The organism is Polynucleobacter cosmopolitanus (genome assembly GCF_002224225.1).
Lineage (GTDB): Bacteria > Pseudomonadota > Gammaproteobacteria > Burkholderiales > Burkholderiaceae > Polynucleobacter > Polynucleobacter cosmopolitanus.
Map to the genome: position 1 here is coordinate 67901 of NZ_NJGG01000003.1, position 16478 is coordinate 84378.

Annotated in this window: 14 protein-coding genes; 9 read left to right on the forward strand and 5 right to left on the reverse strand. The window is 44.4% G+C overall.

The features are described from left to right. Positions 1–88: 88 nt before the first annotated feature. Positions 89–1285, reverse strand: coding sequence for an amino acid aminotransferase (locus AOC33_RS08185; RefSeq protein WP_089516687.1), 1197 nt, complete (start codon positions 1283–1285; stop codon positions 89–91). A 49-nt stretch (positions 1286–1334) separates the two neighbouring features. On the opposite strand from AOC33_RS08185, the gene uvrB reads away from it, so the two are divergent. The 9 genes from uvrB (at position 1335) to fdx (ending at position 11006) form a co-directional block, all read left to right on the forward strand. After that, entirely contained in the window at positions 1335–3437 is a 2103-nt protein-coding gene (gene uvrB, locus AOC33_RS08190) for an excinuclease ABC subunit UvrB (RefSeq protein ID WP_089516529.1), read from the forward strand. A gap of 2 nt (positions 3438–3439) precedes the next feature. After that, a complete protein-coding gene (locus AOC33_RS08195; RefSeq protein ID WP_089516530.1) occupies positions 3440–5485 on the forward strand; it encodes a hypothetical protein in 2046 nt (681 codons plus the stop codon). A 135-nt stretch (positions 5486–5620) separates the two neighbouring features. Beyond that, entirely contained in the window at positions 5621–6190 is a 570-nt protein-coding gene (locus AOC33_RS08200; protein WP_089516531.1) for a Fe-S cluster assembly transcription factor, read from the forward strand. A gap of 84 nt (positions 6191–6274) precedes the next feature. After that, positions 6275–7495 (forward strand): IscS subfamily cysteine desulfurase, encoded by a 1221-nt coding sequence (locus AOC33_RS08205; protein ID WP_180738133.1) that lies wholly within the window; start codon positions 6275–6277, stop codon positions 7493–7495. A 60-nt stretch (positions 7496–7555) separates the two neighbouring features. Beyond that, the gene (gene iscU / locus AOC33_RS08210) at positions 7556–7939 is read left to right on the forward strand and encodes a Fe-S cluster assembly scaffold IscU (RefSeq protein WP_089516533.1); all 384 of its coding nucleotides are present in this window, start codon (positions 7556–7558) and stop codon (positions 7937–7939) included. A gap of 2 nt (positions 7940–7941) precedes the next feature. After that, positions 7942–8265, forward strand: a complete 324-nt coding sequence (gene iscA, locus AOC33_RS08215; RefSeq protein ID WP_089516534.1) for an iron-sulfur cluster assembly protein IscA — start codon at positions 7942–7944, stop codon at positions 8263–8265. Next, on the forward strand, positions 8231–8764 hold the full coding sequence (hscB, locus tag AOC33_RS08220; RefSeq protein ID WP_089516535.1) for a Fe-S protein assembly co-chaperone HscB: 534 nt from the start codon (positions 8231–8233) through the stop codon (positions 8762–8764). Before iscA ends, hscB begins: the two co-directional genes overlap by 35 nt. Before the next feature lie 25 nt (positions 8765–8789). Next, a complete protein-coding gene (gene hscA, locus AOC33_RS08225) occupies positions 8790–10655 on the forward strand; it encodes a Fe-S protein assembly chaperone HscA (RefSeq protein WP_089516536.1) in 1866 nt (621 codons plus the stop codon). A gap of 12 nt (positions 10656–10667) precedes the next feature. Continuing rightward, a complete protein-coding gene (gene fdx, locus AOC33_RS08230) occupies positions 10668–11006 on the forward strand; it encodes an ISC system 2Fe-2S type ferredoxin (RefSeq protein ID WP_089516537.1) in 339 nt (112 codons plus the stop codon). A gap of 109 nt (positions 11007–11115) precedes the next feature. On the opposite strand, the gene lysS is transcribed toward fdx, so the two are convergent. The 4 genes from lysS to AOC33_RS08250 form a co-directional block, all read right to left on the reverse strand. After that, on the reverse strand, positions 11116–12645 hold the full coding sequence (lysS, locus tag AOC33_RS08235; protein ID WP_089516538.1) for a lysine--tRNA ligase: 1530 nt from the start codon (positions 12643–12645) through the stop codon (positions 11116–11118). A gap of 45 nt (positions 12646–12690) precedes the next feature. Then, a protein-coding gene (prfB, locus tag AOC33_RS08240) for a peptide chain release factor 2 (protein WP_143744033.1) occupies positions 12691–13795 on the reverse strand; the annotation gives its coding sequence in 2 pieces (ribosomal slippage) (positions 12691–13713 and positions 13715–13795; 1104 coding nt in all). A gap of 9 nt (positions 13796–13804) precedes the next feature. After that, complete coding sequence (recJ, locus tag AOC33_RS08245) at positions 13805–15550, reverse strand: single-stranded-DNA-specific exonuclease RecJ (RefSeq protein WP_089516539.1); 1746 nt, start codon at positions 15548–15550, stop codon at positions 13805–13807. Next, complete coding sequence (locus tag AOC33_RS08250; protein WP_143744034.1) at positions 15547–16458, reverse strand: hypothetical protein; 912 nt, start codon at positions 16456–16458, stop codon at positions 15547–15549. Before AOC33_RS08250 ends, recJ begins: the two co-directional genes overlap by 4 nt. Between the last annotated feature and the right edge of the window lie 20 nt (positions 16459–16478).

Consider the following 16478-nt stretch of genomic DNA (forward strand, 5'->3'; position numbering starts at 1 on the left):
GATTATCCCTAAAAATATCGATTTGTGCAATGCAACATTTTGGTGCTGTGAGCACCAAAATGTTGTCTAAGACATTGATTTTAAAAGCTTATAAAACTGAGGCGATTGCTTTGGCTACACCATCAATATTCTTGCTATTGAGGGCCGCAACGCAGATACGACCCGTAGAAACAGCATAAATGCCATATTCCTCACGAAGACGATCCACCTGATCCGATGTCAGACCAGAGTAGGAGAACATGCCTCTTTGGGCATTCACGAAGCCAAAATCACGTTTCGCACCAGCTTGGGCCAATTTGGTGACCAAAGAATTGCGCATTAATTTGATGCGATCGCGCATTTCTGCTAATTCTTGCTCCCACATGGCGCGTAATTCTGGGGTGTTAAGGACGGTTGCAACCACCGTACCACCATGAATAGCTGGGTTGGAGTAGTTAGTGCGAATCACACGCTTTAACTGTGACATCACGCGTGTGGATTCATCTTTGCTCTCAGTGACAATGGATAGGGCGCCAACGCGCTCCCCGTACAAAGAGAAAGATTTTGAGAATGAGCTAGAAACAAAGAAACATAGACCTGAGTCGGCAAATAGGCGAACTGCAGCACCGTCTTGATCAATATTGTCTGCAAAACCTTGATAAGCCATGTCCAAGAAAGGAATCAATTGTTTGGCTTTGCAAATTTGTACAACTTGCTTCCATTGATCCATAGACATGTCAGCACCGGTTGGGTTGTGGCAGCAGGCGTGCAACAAAACCACTGACTTGGCTGGAAGAGCCTCTAGAGACTTGACCATGCCTGTAAAGTTCACGCCACGTGTCTCAGAGTCGTAATAGGTATAGCTTTGCACTGGGAAACCAGCATTTTCAAAGATACCGCGATGGTTTTCCCAGCTAGGGTCGCTAATAGCTACCACCGCATTAGGCTCTAAGCGCTTGATAAAGTCAGCACCAATCTTTAGGGCACCTGTACCGCCAACTGCTTGGGCTGTCACAACACGGCCAGAAGTCAAAATCGCAGAATCTTTACCAAATAAAAGGTTTTGTACCCCTTGGTTGTAGGCCGCAATACCTTCAATGGCCAGATAGCCGCGGGCAGCAGATTTTTCCATCATGATCTTTTCTGCAGCTTGTACAGCACGCAATAATGGAATCTTTCCATCATCGGTGAAATACACGCCAACCCCAAGATTTACCTTGGTTGCGCGGCTGTCAGAGTTATAGGCTTCATTGAGGCCAAGAATGGGGTCACGGGGGGCAAGTTCGACGTTTGAAAAGAGGCTCATAGTATGAAATATGTCAGAAAGTTCAAGCAAGCCTAGAATGATAGCCGAGATGCCAAAAAAGACAGAAAAAAAATCAGAAATTGACGCTTTGAGCCCAGCTGAAAACATTATTCGTTTTCCGGGCTCTCCGTTCCTGCTACATCAGCCATTTCAACCCGCTGGAGATCAGCCTGAGGCCATTGCTCAGTTGGTGGAGGGGATTGAAGACGGCTTGATTTATCAAACTCTTTTGGGCGTCACCGGTTCAGGGAAGACCTACACCATGGCCAATACGATCGCACGTTTAGGTCGTCCTGCCATTATTTTTGCTCCCAATAAAACACTTGCAGCTCAGTTATATAGTGAGTTCAGAGAATTCTTTCCGCAAAATGCCGTTGAGTATTTTGTGAGTTACTACGACTATTACCAGCCGGAAGCGTATGTGCCAACCAGGGATCTTTTCATTGAAAAAGACTCTTCGATCAATGAGCACATTGAGCAAATGAGATTGTCAGCTACCAAGAGCCTTTTAGAAAGACGCGACACGATCATTGTTTCAACGGTTTCTGCAATCTACGGTATTGGTAATCCTGGCGATTACCATCAAATGGTTTTGACGGTTCGACAGGGCGACAAATTAACTCAGCGCGACATCGTGACACGTTTGATTGCGATGCAGTACGAGCGCAATGACGTAGATTTTTCAAGGGGTACCTTCCGAGTTCGAGGCGATACCATCGACGTGTTTCCGGCTGAACACAATGAGCTAGCTGTTCGCATTGATTTATTTGATGACACGGTGGATAGTCTTCAATTTTTTGATCCATTGACCGGCAGGATTCGTCAACGCATTCCACGTTTCACAATTTATCCAGGTTCGCACTATGTGACCCCTCGTGAAACTGTCTTGCGTGCGATTGAAACTATCAAAGCAGAATTGCGTGAACGATTAGATTTCTACGTCAAAGAAGGTAAGTTGGTCGAAGCGCAGCGCTTAGAGCAACGCACACGCTTTGATCTTGAAATGTTGTCCGAGTTAGGTTTCTGTAAAGGCATTGAAAACTATTCAAGACATTTGTCGGGCGCCAAACCAGGCGAAGCGCCGCCGACATTGGTGGATTACTTACCGCCAGATGCGTTGATGTTCTTAGACGAAAGTCACGTTCTGATAGGTCAATTGAACGGTATGTACAACGGTGACAAAGCTCGTAAATCAACCTTGGTTGATTACGGCTTTCGCTTGCCATCAGCGATGGACAACCGGCCGCTGAAGTTTGAAGAATTTGAAAAGAAAATGAGGCAAGTTATTTTTGTCTCAGCCACTCCAGCCGCTTACGAAGAACAGCATGCCGACAAAGTGGTCGAGCAGGTCGTAAGACCGACTGGCCTGGTGGATCCTTTGATTGATGTTAGACCGGCATCCACTCAAGTGGATGATGTGCTCAGTGAGATACATGCCCGTATCAAAGTGGGTGAGCGTGTGTTGATCACGACTTTGACGAAGCGCATGTCAGAGCAGTTAACTGATTTCATGTCTGACAACGGTATCAAGGTCCGCTACTTGCACTCTGATATTGATACCGTTGAGCGTGTAGAAATATTAAGAGACTTGCGCTTGGGTGTTTTTGACGTATTGATTGGTATCAATCTCTTGCGCGAGGGTTTGGATATTCCAGAAGTTTCTTTGGTGGCCATTTTGGATGCTGACAAAGAAGGTTTCTTGCGCTCAGAGAGAAGTTTGATTCAGACGATTGGTCGCGCTGCCAGAAACGTTAACGGTAAAGCCATTTTGTATGCTGACAAAATGACTGATTCAATGAAGAAGGCCATTGGCGAGACCGACCGTCGCAGAACCAAACAAACCGAGTTCAACAAACTTCACGACATTACTCCTAAGGGCGTTGTGAAACGCATTAAAGATATTATTGATGGTGTTTATGACGTTGATGAGAAACGCCAAGAGCTAAAATACGAACAAGAAAAAGCTCACTATGAAGATATGAGCGAAAAACAATTGGCCAAAGAGATTAAACAGCTGGAAAAGCTGATGGTTGATCATGCTAAAAATCTTGAGTTTGAGAAAGCAGCGCAAACAAGAGATCAACTTCTAAAATTAAAGGCGATGGTTTTTGGTGCTGAGTTACACGACACAATTCAATTAAATGGAAATTAGGCATGTTTGGTTTTAAAGATTTTCGCCGTTTGTGGGCGCGTTGGAAAGAATCAAGAGATGCCTCGCAAGCATTGGATACTCTATTGCTTGTACCGAATGACACTGCTGACTTGGCGGATCGCAATCGCTGGATCATTGAATTGGCTTACTGGCTGCGCCGTACAGAAAAATCATCAAAAAATAAGCCAGCCACAACTGTGGAGGGTCACCCAGAACATGCACGCTTAAGATCATTTTTAAAAATTCTGGATCAACGACCAGACGTCAAATTAAAGATTGCGAAGTTGATACGGAGTGTTTTGCGAGATAACGATGCGCTCTCATTGCTTTGTGACACAGGGGTTGCAACAAAGCCTAGTTTTTGGGGAGAGATGACGGAGCGTTTGCGCAATCATTTGATTTCGCCGCCACTTAATAAACCAGAGCTGACAGTTTTATTTGCTCTTGGCTTTGTTGGACCGCACGATGCCTCTTGGGTTCATGATCTAGATGATGATTTGTTGCGCTCACTCCATGATTTGACTCATTATCAAGAAGATAACTCTGGCACAGATACCATGTTCAAAGACATGGCTGAAGCCATCATGATTTTGATCAGCTATATCAGTTCTGCGGGCTTGAGTTATTCCGTTAGATCAAGATTGCGAGGGGTCAGTGGTCAGGATTCACCTTTTTATCGTTTGGGTAAATTGGCCGAGGATATTCTCAAGGCTGAGCCTCGCTTAAATGATTCTGGTTATCAAGCCAAGTTAAAAGAGTTTCAAGATGTATTGAATGCTTGTTACATTGCTTGCGATGATGTTTATGCTCACCTTGATGAAAATGGCGTTTCAGTGGAAACAGTTTTTCAAGTTGAGACCATGCGTTTGCGCCTATCAAGAGTTGAAAAATTGCTGGAGGCTTGGCTTCATCGTGATCAAACGCAATTGTTGGCGAAGTTAACAGCTGATTTGATTCTGACTGTTCAAGGTCATCGCAGTATCAAGCGTCTTGCTGAACAAACATTTGCTTTGCTCTCAAGAAAAATGGTGGAACGCAGTGCGGAAACTGGTGATCATTACATCGCAGGTAGTCGTAAAGAGTATTTTTCAATGCTCAAAAAATCTCTAGGCGGTGGTGCGATTATTTCTGGCACGGTCTATTTGAAGTTTTTGATCACCAATCTTGGCTTGGTCCGTTTCTTCGAAAATATTCTTTTGACTGCTAACTACGCTATTAGTTTCTTATTGATTCAATTTGCTAATTTCACATTGGCAACAAAGCAGCCCGCTATGACTGCCCCAGCCTTAGCGCAGTTATTGGACGACGTTAAAACCAAAGAGGGCTTGGATCGTTTTGTCGATCGTGCCATGGCCTTGATGAGGTCTCAAGCAGCATCTATCTTTGGTAACTTGGCAATGGTTGTTCCTGTGGTGATCGCCATACAGATAGGCATTATTTTGTTGTTGGGTCATCCCACCATGAATCCAAGCAAAGCAGCTTATGTTTTCCACACTGTATCGCCATTCAGCGCAGCATTTTTGTTTGCCGCTTTCACAGGCGTGCTTCTATGGCTCTCTAGTGTGATTGCTGGCTTGATTGATAACTGGTTTGTCTTGCATCGTATTCAAGATGTGATTCGTTACAACCGCAGAATCACCATGGTATTCGGCGATATCAGAGCTGCAAGATGGGGGCAGTGGTGGAGAGACAATATCTCTATCGTTGCTGCTAACGTTTCTTTGGGTTTCTTGTTGATCTACGGACCAACCTTTTTGGGCTTCCTAGGCATTGGTATGGAGATCCGACACATCACACTTTCCGCTGGTCAGTTTGCTGCAGCTGCAACAGCTCTTGGCTGGAAAACATTCTTGATGTCAGGCTTTTGGTTGGGTATTTTTGGCGTCTTATTGATTGGCCTTTTCAATGTGCTGGTCAGCTTCTCTTTGGCTTTTAATATGGCGTTGAGATCAAGGGATTTGCCTACTTTGGATAGAAGACGCCTCTATGTGGCTGTTAGACGTCGAATCAAGTCTGACTTCAAGTCATTATTGCTACCACCTAAGTAATTGATTTTTATGGTTTATTTACCATGGGGTATGGCTTTGCTGAGTACTTGAGCAGTTTAATGGGGTATCTGATAAACTTGAGCACAAGAGTCAGGTATTAAACGTTTCAACAACCCAATATTGATGAGGTAAGAGATGAGACTAACAACCAAAGGACGTTTCGCTGTCACTGCAATGATTGATTTAGCCCTGCGCGAATCTCATGGACCAGTAACACTTGCCGGCATTAGCCAAAGGCAACATATTTCATTGTCATATTTAGAGCAGTTGTTTGGTAAATTACGCCGCTTTGATATTGTCGAAAGTACTCGCGGACCTGGTGGCGGTTACACCTTGGCGCGCAGAGCTGATCAAGTCACTGTGGCTGACATCATCATTGCTGTTGATGAGCCATTAGATGCAACCCAATGCGGTGGCAAGGGCAATTGCAGCGGTGAAGATGCTGGTCATGGCCGTTGTATGACCCATGATTTATGGACCAGTTTGAACCAAAAGATGGTCGAGTATCTCAGCTCAGTTTCATTGGCTGATTTAGTCAAACAACAAGAAGGCAGAGCCCATGTTCATGGCGTGCGCGAGAGCAAGATAAAAATTGAAGCTCCAAAATCCGCTAAAGCTTCAACGGCCAACACAAAAAAAGAAGTTGAAGCCAAGAAAAAACCATTGGCAAATTCAGTGTTCACTTTTGCTCAGCAAATTAATTGATACCAATCATTGATGTGGTCACAGAATAGATAAAAAATATTGAGATTAAAGGAAGCAAATATGTCATCACCTAAACCAGTCCCTATGTTTAGTCCAGAGCACTTCCCGATTTACATGGACTATTCAGCCACAACACCAATCGACCCAAGAGTGGTCGATGTGATGATTCCATATCTTCGTGAGCAATTTGGTAACCCAGCCTCACGCAGTCATGCTTATGGTTGGAGTGCTGAAGAGGCTGTTGAGAATGCTCGAGTGGAAGTTGCAAAATTGGTAGGCGCAGATCCGAGAGAAATCGTCTGGACGAGTGGCGCTACTGAAAGCAACAACTTGGCTATCAAAGGTGCGGCTCACTTCTACAAAGAAAAAGGCAAGCACATCATCACAGTAAAAACAGAGCACAAGGCAGTTTTAGACACTTGTCGTGAGTTAGAGCGTGAAGGCTATGAGGTGACATATCTTGATGTGTTGCCAAACGGATTGATTGATTTTGATAAATTCAAAACCGCCGTTCGCCCAGATACGATTGTTGTTTCTGTGATGTTTGTGAACAACGAGATTGGCGTGATTCAAGATATTGCAAAAATCGGTGAATTCTGTCGCGAAAAAGGCATTGTGTTTCACGTAGATGCAGCACAAGCCACAGGCAAGGTTGCCATTGATTTACAAACTCTCAAAGTTGACTTGATGAGCTTTTGTGCTCACAAGACATACGGTCCAAAGGGTGTGGGTGCTTTATTTGTGCGCCGTAAACCACGTATTCGTATCGAGGCTCAAATGCACGGTGGTGGTCATGAGCGCGGGATGCGTTCAGGCACTTTACCAACTCATCAATTGGTTGGTATGGGTGAGTGCTTCCGCATTGCTCGTGAAGAAATGGCGACTGAAAACGAGCGCATTCGTATGTTACGAGATCGTTTATGGAATGGCTTGAATCAAATCGAAGAGGTTTACCTCAACGGTGACATGGATCAGCGCATTCCTCATAACTTGAACATCAGCTTTAACTATGTTGAAGGTGAGTCAATGATCATGGCATTGAAAGACATCGCTGTGTCATCTGGTTCTGCATGTACTTCAGCGTCATTAGAGCCATCTTATGTATTGAGATCATTGGGTCGCAATGATGAATTGGCGCACAGCTCAATCCGCTTCACCATCGGTCGCTTTACAACGGTAGAAGATGTTGATTTCACCATTGAGTTGGTCAAGAGCAAAATCGCAAAATTAAGAGATTTGTCACCGTTATGGGAAATGTACAAAGATGGCATTGATCTAAACACGATCCAATGGGCTGCACATTAATTTTTATTGATTAATTAATAGTATTTAAAAGATAACTGAGAAAGTAACTGAGGAAATAAAATGGCATACAGTGAAAAAGTAATTGAGCATTATGAAAACCCACGCAACGTTGGATCATTTGAAAAAAGTGATGATCACGTTGGTACAGGTATGGTTGGTGCGCCAGCTTGCGGCGACGTGATGAAATTACAAATCCGCGTGAATGATCAAGGCATTATTGAAGATGCTAAGTTTAAGACTTATGGTTGTGGTTCAGCGATTGCCTCATCTTCTTTGGTAACAGAGTGGGTCAAAGGTAAGACTTTGGATCAAGCGCTTGAAATTAAAAACGCTGCGATTGCTGAAGAATTAGCATTGCCACCAGTAAAAATTCACTGCTCTATCTTGGCTGAAGATGCCATCAAAGCAGCAGTGGCTGACTACAAAGAAAAGCACGCTAAATAATCATGGCCATCACTCTGACAGAGAAAGCAGCTAAGCACATCACGCGTTACATCGAGCGTCGTGGCAAAGGCGTTGGCTTGCGTCTTGGGGTTAGAACAACCGGTTGTTCGGGGCTCGCTTATCAATTGGAATACGTTGATGAAATCTTGCCTGAGGACACCATGTTTGAGTCCTTGGGAGTTAAGGTTTATGTCGACCCTAAGAGTTTGGCTTATTTGGATGGCACTGAACTAGATTATGTGCGCGAAGGTCTGAATGAAGGATTTAAGTTCCAAAATCCTAATGTAAAAGATGAGTGTGGTTGTGGCGAATCTTTCAGGATTTGATGATTACTTTGCCTTATTTCAGTTAAAGCCACAATTTAAGATTGATAGGCAGGCTTTGGAGTCTGCTTATTTGACTGTGCAACAGAAAGTTCATCCTGATATGCACGCTCAGGCCAGTGATTCTGATAAGCGTGTCTCCATGCAGTTATCAGCTTTGGCTAATTCAGCCTACCGAACACTCATGAACCCTATTCAAAGGGGGTTATACATGTGTGCAAGGAATGGCGTAGATCCTCAGTTAGAAACTAATACGGCGATGCCTGCTCAATTTTTGATGCAGCAGATGAAATGGCGGGAGACTTTGGATGATGTCAGAGATCAACCTTCTGAATTAGATCAGTTGTACAAAGAAGTAGAGCAAACAAGAGCGAATTTATTGAAAGAAGTTGAGCTTGCGATTGATGAAGCTAATGATTTTGAGTTGGCAGCAAAGCAATTACGAGCTTTATTGTTCATTGATAAATTCAGTGTAGAACTTGAAGACGCAATATCAGCATAAAAAATAATTAATAACAAATAAAAATATGGCCTTATTACAAATTGCCGAACCTGGTCAATCACTTGCTCCTCATCAGCGTCGCATTGCTGTTGGTATAGATTTAGGCACAACCAATTCATTGGTTGCTGCTATGAAAAATGCTTTGCCTGAAGTCTTAGGTGATGAGCAAGGAAGAAAGTTATTGCCGTCAGTGATTCGTTACCTGCCAGGTGGCACAACCCAGGCGGGATACCAAGCGTTACAAAATGCCAATGGCGACCCAAAAAACACCATCATTTCTGTGAAGCGTTTCATGGGGAGGGGTCTTAATGATATCCAGCATGCTCAAACAATGCCCTATGAATTTGTCGATGCTCCTGGCATGCTCAAAATTAAAACAGTTTCTGGCGAAAAGAGTCCCGTTGAAGTTTCTGCAGAAATTTTAGCCAGACTACGTCAGCGTGCAGAAGACTCTTTCGATGATGAGATCGTTGGGGCAGTGATCACGGTACCTGCTTACTTTGATGACGCGCAACGACAAGCCACTAAAGACGCCGCTAAATTAGCTGGCATTGAGGTTTTGCGGCTTTTAAACGAGCCAACTGCTGCAGCCATAGCATATGGCTTGGATAATGCTTCCGAAGGCTTGTACGCTGTATATGACTTGGGTGGCGGCACATTTGATATTTCTATTTTGCGTTTAAGCAAAGGTGTTTTTGAGGTTCTATCTACTGGCGGAGACTCTGCTTTGGGTGGTGATGACTTCGATCATCGTTTGTATTGCTGGGTTTTAGAGCAGGCAAAGTTACAGTTGTTGTCTGATAAAGACACTCGTTTATTACTCACTGCATCGAAAGAAGTTAAAGAGCAGCTCAGTAAAAATCCTTTGGCTCGGGTGCATGCAACGTTGAGTGATGGCACAGTGATCAACGTTGGTATCAGTCAAGCTCAGTTCTTTGAGTTGACGCAGCATTTAGTGAACAAAACTTTACTAGCGGCCAAAAAAGCTCTGAGAGATGCTGGTTTGACTGCAGAAGAAATCAAGGGCGTGGTCATGGTTGGTGGTGCTACTCGCATGCCTCATGTTCAAAGAGTTGTTGGTGAATTATTCGGTCAGACACCATTAACAAATTTAGACCCGGATCAAGTGGTAGCAATGGGTGCTGCCATGCAAGCTGATTTATTGGTAGGTAATCAGCAAAAGGGCGATGAGTGGTTGCTGTTGGATGTGATTCCTCTTTCCCTAGGTGTTGAAACCATGGGTGGTTTGGTTGAAAAAATCATTCCACGCAATACCCCGATTCCAGTTGCAAGAGCTCAGGATTTCACAACCTTCAGAGATGGTCAGACAGCATTGGCTGTCCACGTTTTACAGGGTGAGCGCGAGGTCGTTGATCACTGTCGATCACTGGCTAAGTTCGAACTAAGAGATATCCCTCCGATGGCCGCAGGTGCAGCCAGAATTCGAGTCACCTATCAGGTAGATGCAGATGGCTTGTTATCTGTCATTGCTAGAGAGCAGCATTCAGGCGTTGAGGCTAATATCAATGTGAAGCCTTCATACGGTCTTTCTGATGTCGATATCACCACCATGCTTCAAGATGGCTTTAGTCACGCCGCTGATGATGTTCAAGATAGAGCGTTGAGAGAAGAGTTAGTGGATGCAAAGCGTTTGATTGAAGCCGTGGATGCTGCTTTGGCCGAAGATCAACAATTGCTAGACCAAGATGAGCTGGATGTTATCAATCGTAAGTTGACAGCGCTTAAGGACTTGATTGAGTCAGCAAAGGATGCCCAGGTATTGAGACGTTCAATTGAGTCATTGTCAAAAGCAACCGATGATTTTGCTGCTCGCAGAATGAATGAAAGTATCAAAAAAGCTTTGTCTGGTAAAAAGATAGAAGAAATTTAATAGGAATTAAAAATGCCACAAATTGTTGTCCTTCCTCATGCTGATTATTGCCCTGAAGGGGCTGTTTTAGAAGCTTCTGCAGGCTCCACTATTTGTGAAGCATTATTAGAAAATGATATTGAAATCGAGCATGCATGTGAGATGTCATGTGCTTGTACAACTTGTCATGTGATTGTGCGTGAAGGCATGTCCAGCTTGAATCCATCCGATGAGGCTGAAGATGATTTGCTTGATCGCGCCTGGGGTTTATGTCCTCAATCACGCTTATCTTGCCAAGCAGTGGTTGCTCAGCAAAATTTGGTCATTGAGATACCTAAGTATTCAATCAATCATGCCAAGGAAAATCATTGATCTTTGGTGTGTGAAAATGAATTAATTGAAATGGCAGATATTAAAAAGGGACCCTTGGGTCCCTTTTTAATGTCGCTTCTTCCATTGAAGATTTTTCTACTAAATCTTTTTAATCTTCTTTTCTTAAGTGCGGGAAAAGAATCACATCTCTGATGTTTGGTGAGTCGGTGATCAACATCATCAAGCGATCGATACCAATGCCACAGCCACCAGTTGGAGGCATACCGTACTCTAAGGCGCGAATGAAATCTGCATCAAAGTACATCGCTTCTTCGTCACCAGCTTCTTTTTGAGCAACTTGAGCTTGAAAGCGTGCAGCTTGATCTTCTGCATCATTTAACTCAGAGAAGCCGTTGGCAATCTCACGGCCTGTGATGAATAGCTCAAAGCGCTCGGTGATGCCTGGTCTTGTGTCAGATTCTCTTGCCAATGGGCTGACTTCAATAGGGTAGTCAATGATGTACGTTGGTTCCCATAGATGTTCTTCAGCCGTTGCTTCAAACAAAGCTAATTGAAGGGCTCCAAGACCAGCATTTTTAAGAGTTGGTCCATTGATGTCTTCGCCAGACTTTTTAAGTTCTTGACGAACAAATTCTTTATCTTCTAATTGAGCCGCGGTGTACTGTTTTTTCGATAAAGGAGCGTACTTAAGAATTGCCTCAGCAATGGTTAAGCGCTGGAATGGCTTTGATAAATCCAAGGCTTTACCTTGGTAAGTCAAATTCGCAGTGCCCTGTGCATCGATAGCTGCTGCTCTGATGAGTTCTTCTGTGAAGGTCATGAGCCATTTGTAATCAGTGTAGGCTGCATAAAACTCCATCATGGTGAATTCTGGATTATGTCTTGGGCTGACACCCTCGTTGCGGAAGTTTCTGTTAACTTCAAAGACTCTTTCGAAACCACCAACCACCAAGCGCTTCAAATAAAGCTCTGGAGCTATGCGCAGATACATTTCCATGTCTAAGGCATTGTGATGGGTGATGAAAGGTTTTGCTGCAGCACCACCTGGAATTGGGTGAAGCATCGGCGTTTCAACTTCCATGAATCCCGCGTCTTGCATGTGATGACGTATTGAAGACATTGCTTTGCTGCGCGCCAAGAAGGTTTGACGTGTTTCTGGAGAAACAATCAAGTCAACATAGCGTTGACGGTATTTCATCTCTTGGTCTGAAAGACCGTGGAATTTATCAGGAAGAGGGCGCAATGATTTTGATAAAAGACGTAAATCTTTTACTAGGATCGATAGTTCGCCTTTGTTGGTTTTAAACACCACACCTTCAGCAGCGATGAAGTCACCCATGTCCCAATGTTTAAAGGCATTGTGAGCGTCAGCATTTGCATCAGCATCATTGATGTAAAACTGAATTTGACCCGTACGATCTTGGACAGTCGCAAAGCTGGCTTTCCCCATCACGCGCTTGAGCATCATTCGACCAGCTACTTTGACCGTGATATTTTTTTCAGCCAGTTGCTCTTTGCTGATTTCACCATAGTGCTCATGTAAGTCGGCAGCATGATGTGTAGGGACAAAATCATTGGGGAATGCCACACCATTTTTGCGTAATTGAGCTAATTTTTCGCGACGTTCTGCAATGATGTGATTTTCATCGACGATGGGCGTTTGTTCTTCTTGACTCATGATGTTTTCGCTAACAATTGAATGGTGATTAAGTAATAGTGATGGTTAAACGCCTTGCTTTAAGCTGGCTTCAATGAATGGATCTAAGTCGCCGTCTAAAACTTTTTGCGTATTCGATATTTCTACGTTGGTTCGAAGATCTTTGATGCGGCTTTGATCTAGAACATACGATCTGATCTGATGACCCCAGCCCACATCGCTCTTTGTGGCCTCTAGTTTGTCTTGTTCTGCTTGGCGTTTACGTAACTCATGTTCGTAAAGGCGAGACTTCAACATGGACATGGCTTCAGCACGATTTTTATGTTGGCTTCGATCGTTTTGACACTGCACCACAATGCCGGTTGGTACGTGAGTCAAGCGAACCGCTGAGTCTGTTTTGTTGATGTGCTGTCCACCAGCGCCAGAGGCGCGGTAGGTATCCGTACGAATATCAGCGGGATTGATGTCGATCTCAATAGAGTCATCAACCTCAGGGTAAACGAACACACTCGTGAATGAGGTGTGACGTCCATTGGCTGAGTCAAAAGGTGATTTGCGCACCAGGCGATGCACACCAGTCTCTGTTCTTAAATGGCCGTATGCGTATTCACCATCAATTTTGATTGTGGCGCTTTTAATGCCAGCCACATCGCCGTCGGAAACTTCCAGTACTTCAGCTTTAAAGCCTTTGCGCTCACAGTAACGAAGGTATTGGCGTAACAACATGCTGGCCCAGTCGCAAGCCTCAGTTCCACCAGCGCCAGATTGAATATCAATGAAGCATGAGCTGGGATCCATTGGATTGCTGAACATGCGTCGGAATTCAAGGCCCTCGACTTGTTGGCGCATGCCATCGGTATCGGTTTGAATCGAGAGAATTGTTTCGAAGTCACCTTCCTCTTTGGCCATTTCAAATAGTTCTTGGCTTGAGGTGATGTTGTCCGTCAGAAAATTAATAGTTCCTACGACACCATCTAAAAGCTTTTTTTCTTTACCCAGGGCTTGGGCCTGCTTAGGATCATCCCAAATTTTGGGATCTTCAAGGGTTTGATTAACTTCGACTAAACGTTCTGCTTTGTTGTCGACGTCAAAGATACCTCCGAAGCTCAATCGTACGAGTACGCAGGTCTTCGAGGGTGTTACTGATGAGATTTAATTGTTCGGCTTCCATGGTCGGCAATTATAAAGGGTCATCGAGAGCTTCTATGTGTAATTGAGCTCTGGCAACCCCCTGATAATGGTCTGTAACGACCCGATATGCCAATCTGGCTGGGTTTGGAAGGGTTGCATTTCTGGAAAACCAAATGCCGTTGAAGGATTTTGGATGGCTTGAACCATTGGAATTAATGGCTTTTAATTGAACTCGGAGGTGTTTTTCTTGAATCAGGGTTTGAGTTAGCACTTCAAACTCACCTACAAATACTGGGGCAGGGAATCCTTGGCCCCAAACTTCATTGGCAAGCATGGTGCCAAGTTCTGGGTCAATGAATACTGGATCTAGTCTGCCATCGTGAGCCAGTTGTCGTTGGAGTACTTCTGGTGTCATCAATCTTTGAGCCACTTCTTCAAAGCAAGCTTTGAATTCCTCAAATGAATCTTCTTCAATCGTCAATCCCGCAGCCATGGCATGACCGCCAAACTTCAAAATAAGATCTGGATGCTTTTTAGAAACCAAATCCAAAGCATCTCTTAGATGAAATCCTTGTATGGATCTGCCTGAGCCCTTGAGAACGGCTTGTCCAGATTCTTCACCTGGAGCAAAAATCAAGGTGGGGCGGTGGAATTTTTCTTTTAACCTTGATGCAACGATGCCAATCACGCCTTGATGCCATGTTTCATTGGCCATGCACAAAGTAGCCTGGTCACCAACTTGGATATCTACTAAGCTAGCCAAAGCAGTTTCTTGCATACCCGCCTCAATCGTTCGACGTTCACGATTCATGCGATCAAGTTCGTGAGCCAATCTCAATGCATCCTCTGGTGAATCTGAAATCAAACATTGGATACCCAATGACATGTCAGCCAATCGGCCGGCAGCATTCAGGCGAGGACCCAAGGTGAATCCAAGGTCAAATGAGCTCGCACGATTGGGATCTTTTCCGGCAGCGATGTAAAGAGCCCGAATACCCGCTTGCATTTGCCCACTTTTAATTCTCTTGATGCCGTTTGAAACCAAAATACGATTATTTCTATCTAGAGAGGCAACATCTGCAACAGTGCCAAGCGCCACTAAATCTAAGAGGTTTTCTAGGCGTGGTTGAGTTTCTGCAGTGAAAGCGCCTCGAGCACGAAACTCGGCGCGCAGTGCAATCAACAGATAAAACATCACGCCAACACCGGCCAGTGCTTTGCTTGGGAAAGTGCAATCAGGTTGATTGGGATTCACAATCCAGGCAGCTTTCGGGAGTTGATCTGCCGGTAAGTGGTGATCTGTGACCAATACTTCAATGCCCAATTGCTGGGCTCTTTCAACGCCAGCAACGCTGGCGATGCCATTATCAACGGTGATTAAAATATCTGGTTTATCAGGAAGACCGGAAACCAAATCGACGACCTCTGGTGTCAAGCCATACCCCAAGGTGAAACGATTAGGAACAAAGTAATCAATATTGATGTTCCAGGGTGCGCCCAAAGCTCTTAAACCTTTGAGGCCGACAGCGCAGGCAGTGGCGCCATCGCAATCATAGTCAGCAACAATCAGTAATTTTTTACCTGCTTCTATTGCATCAGCCAAGTATTTCGCGGCTGACTCGCAATTTTTAAGTTGTGCAGGTGGGATCAGGTTCTTGAGTTCGAGTAAAAGTTCTTCTGGTTTTTCAACACCTCGAGCAGCAAACAATTTTGCCAATACTGGGTGAGTGCCACTTTGCTCAAGCCAAGCGGCACTTTTTTCCGAATAATCGCGCTCTTTGAATTGAATGGTCATGAGCGAAGCATATCCTGAAGTGAGCCGACGACTGGTTTTTTCCAAAGAGCAAAGCCTTTTTTAGGTAGCTGTTCTATGGTGATTGTTCGAGATCTTTCTTGGCCTTCTGGAAAGTCAATCAATTCTATTTCTTTGATTTGATGATTGATCAAGGCTTCATTTGCTTTTTGCCAAATAGTACTCAGCTCTGGATCAGAGGCTGATAGTAATGAGATCGTGCCAGCCAAACTCAATTCATTCAGCGAAGTGGCGTGAGGTTTGTTCAGGTGAGATGCGAGCAAGTTCAGGCATCCATCTGAACTGTGCCAGTGCTTGGCGTCTAAGAGCCTCTCGTTGGGTTTGATGTCATTCAGCGTGCCATTGCCGCTGATCCACACAGAGTTGATGCTGAGCATGCCTTCAGCTTGTCTTGCTTCATTGACTGGGTGATTGAACCAAATCATCTGAATCTCGTTTTGCCATTTGCGCCATTGTCGAGCCACACCTTCTTGGCTTGTATCAGATGGCATCCAATGATCAATGTTACGACTTTCTGCTTGAGCAGTGCTAACGGTTGATAGGGTTTGAAGTGCTGAAGATTCAATGAACCATTTATGAGGCTTGCTTCGATGAGTGATATCACTCATTTCCGCAAAAATATCTTTCACTGATTCAAATAGGGCATCAGCTTCCGATGCTTGAATGTCTAAAATTTCAGTGCTCGTTAAAACCAAGTGGTCTCTGGCTGCATGGATGTGTACTGGCTCAATTCTTGCCACACAAGTATTTGGCTTAACAGTAACACCATGCGATTGGAGATCTAATGGGGCGCTGGCATTCTGGCTGCCCAGTAAAAACTTTTCATAGGGCAGGCCACGGTCAAAAGATTCTTGATCTTGGCTGTCGGCAATAACGAGGGCGTATTTCATAACCTTGATTTTAGGGGGCA

Excerpts from the sequence above, each read along its gene's own strand:
- AOC33_RS08185 (WP_089516687.1), bottom strand. The coding sequence starts at position 1,285 with ATGAGCCTCTTTTCAAACGTCGAACTTGCCCCCCGTGACCCCATTCTT.
- uvrB (WP_089516529.1), top strand. The coding sequence starts at position 1,335 with ATGCCAAAAAAGACAGAAAAAAAATCAGAAATTGACGCTTTGAGCCCA.
- AOC33_RS08195 (WP_089516530.1), top strand. The coding sequence starts at position 3,440 with ATGTTTGGTTTTAAAGATTTTCGCCGTTTGTGGGCGCGTTGGAAAGAA.
- AOC33_RS08200 (WP_089516531.1), top strand. The coding sequence starts at position 5,621 with ATGAGACTAACAACCAAAGGACGTTTCGCTGTCACTGCAATGATTGAT.
- AOC33_RS08205 (WP_180738133.1), top strand. The coding sequence starts at position 6,275 with ATGTTTAGTCCAGAGCACTTCCCGATTTACATGGACTATTCAGCCACA.
- iscU (WP_089516533.1), top strand. The coding sequence starts at position 7,556 with ATGGCATACAGTGAAAAAGTAATTGAGCATTATGAAAACCCACGCAAC.
- iscA (WP_089516534.1), top strand. The coding sequence starts at position 7,942 with ATGGCCATCACTCTGACAGAGAAAGCAGCTAAGCACATCACGCGTTAC.
- hscB (WP_089516535.1), top strand. The coding sequence starts at position 8,231 with ATGAGTGTGGTTGTGGCGAATCTTTCAGGATTTGATGATTACTTTGCC.
- hscA (WP_089516536.1), top strand. The coding sequence starts at position 8,790 with ATGGCCTTATTACAAATTGCCGAACCTGGTCAATCACTTGCTCCTCAT.
- fdx (WP_089516537.1), top strand. The coding sequence starts at position 10,668 with ATGCCACAAATTGTTGTCCTTCCTCATGCTGATTATTGCCCTGAAGGG.
- lysS (WP_089516538.1), bottom strand. The coding sequence starts at position 12,645 with ATGAGTCAAGAAGAACAAACGCCCATCGTCGATGAAAATCACATCATT.
- recJ (WP_089516539.1), bottom strand. The coding sequence starts at position 15,550 with ATGACCATTCAATTCAAAGAGCGCGATTATTCGGAAAAAAGTGCCGCT.
- AOC33_RS08250 (WP_143744034.1), bottom strand. The coding sequence starts at position 16,458 with ATGAAATACGCCCTCGTTATTGCCGACAGCCAAGATCAAGAATCTTTT.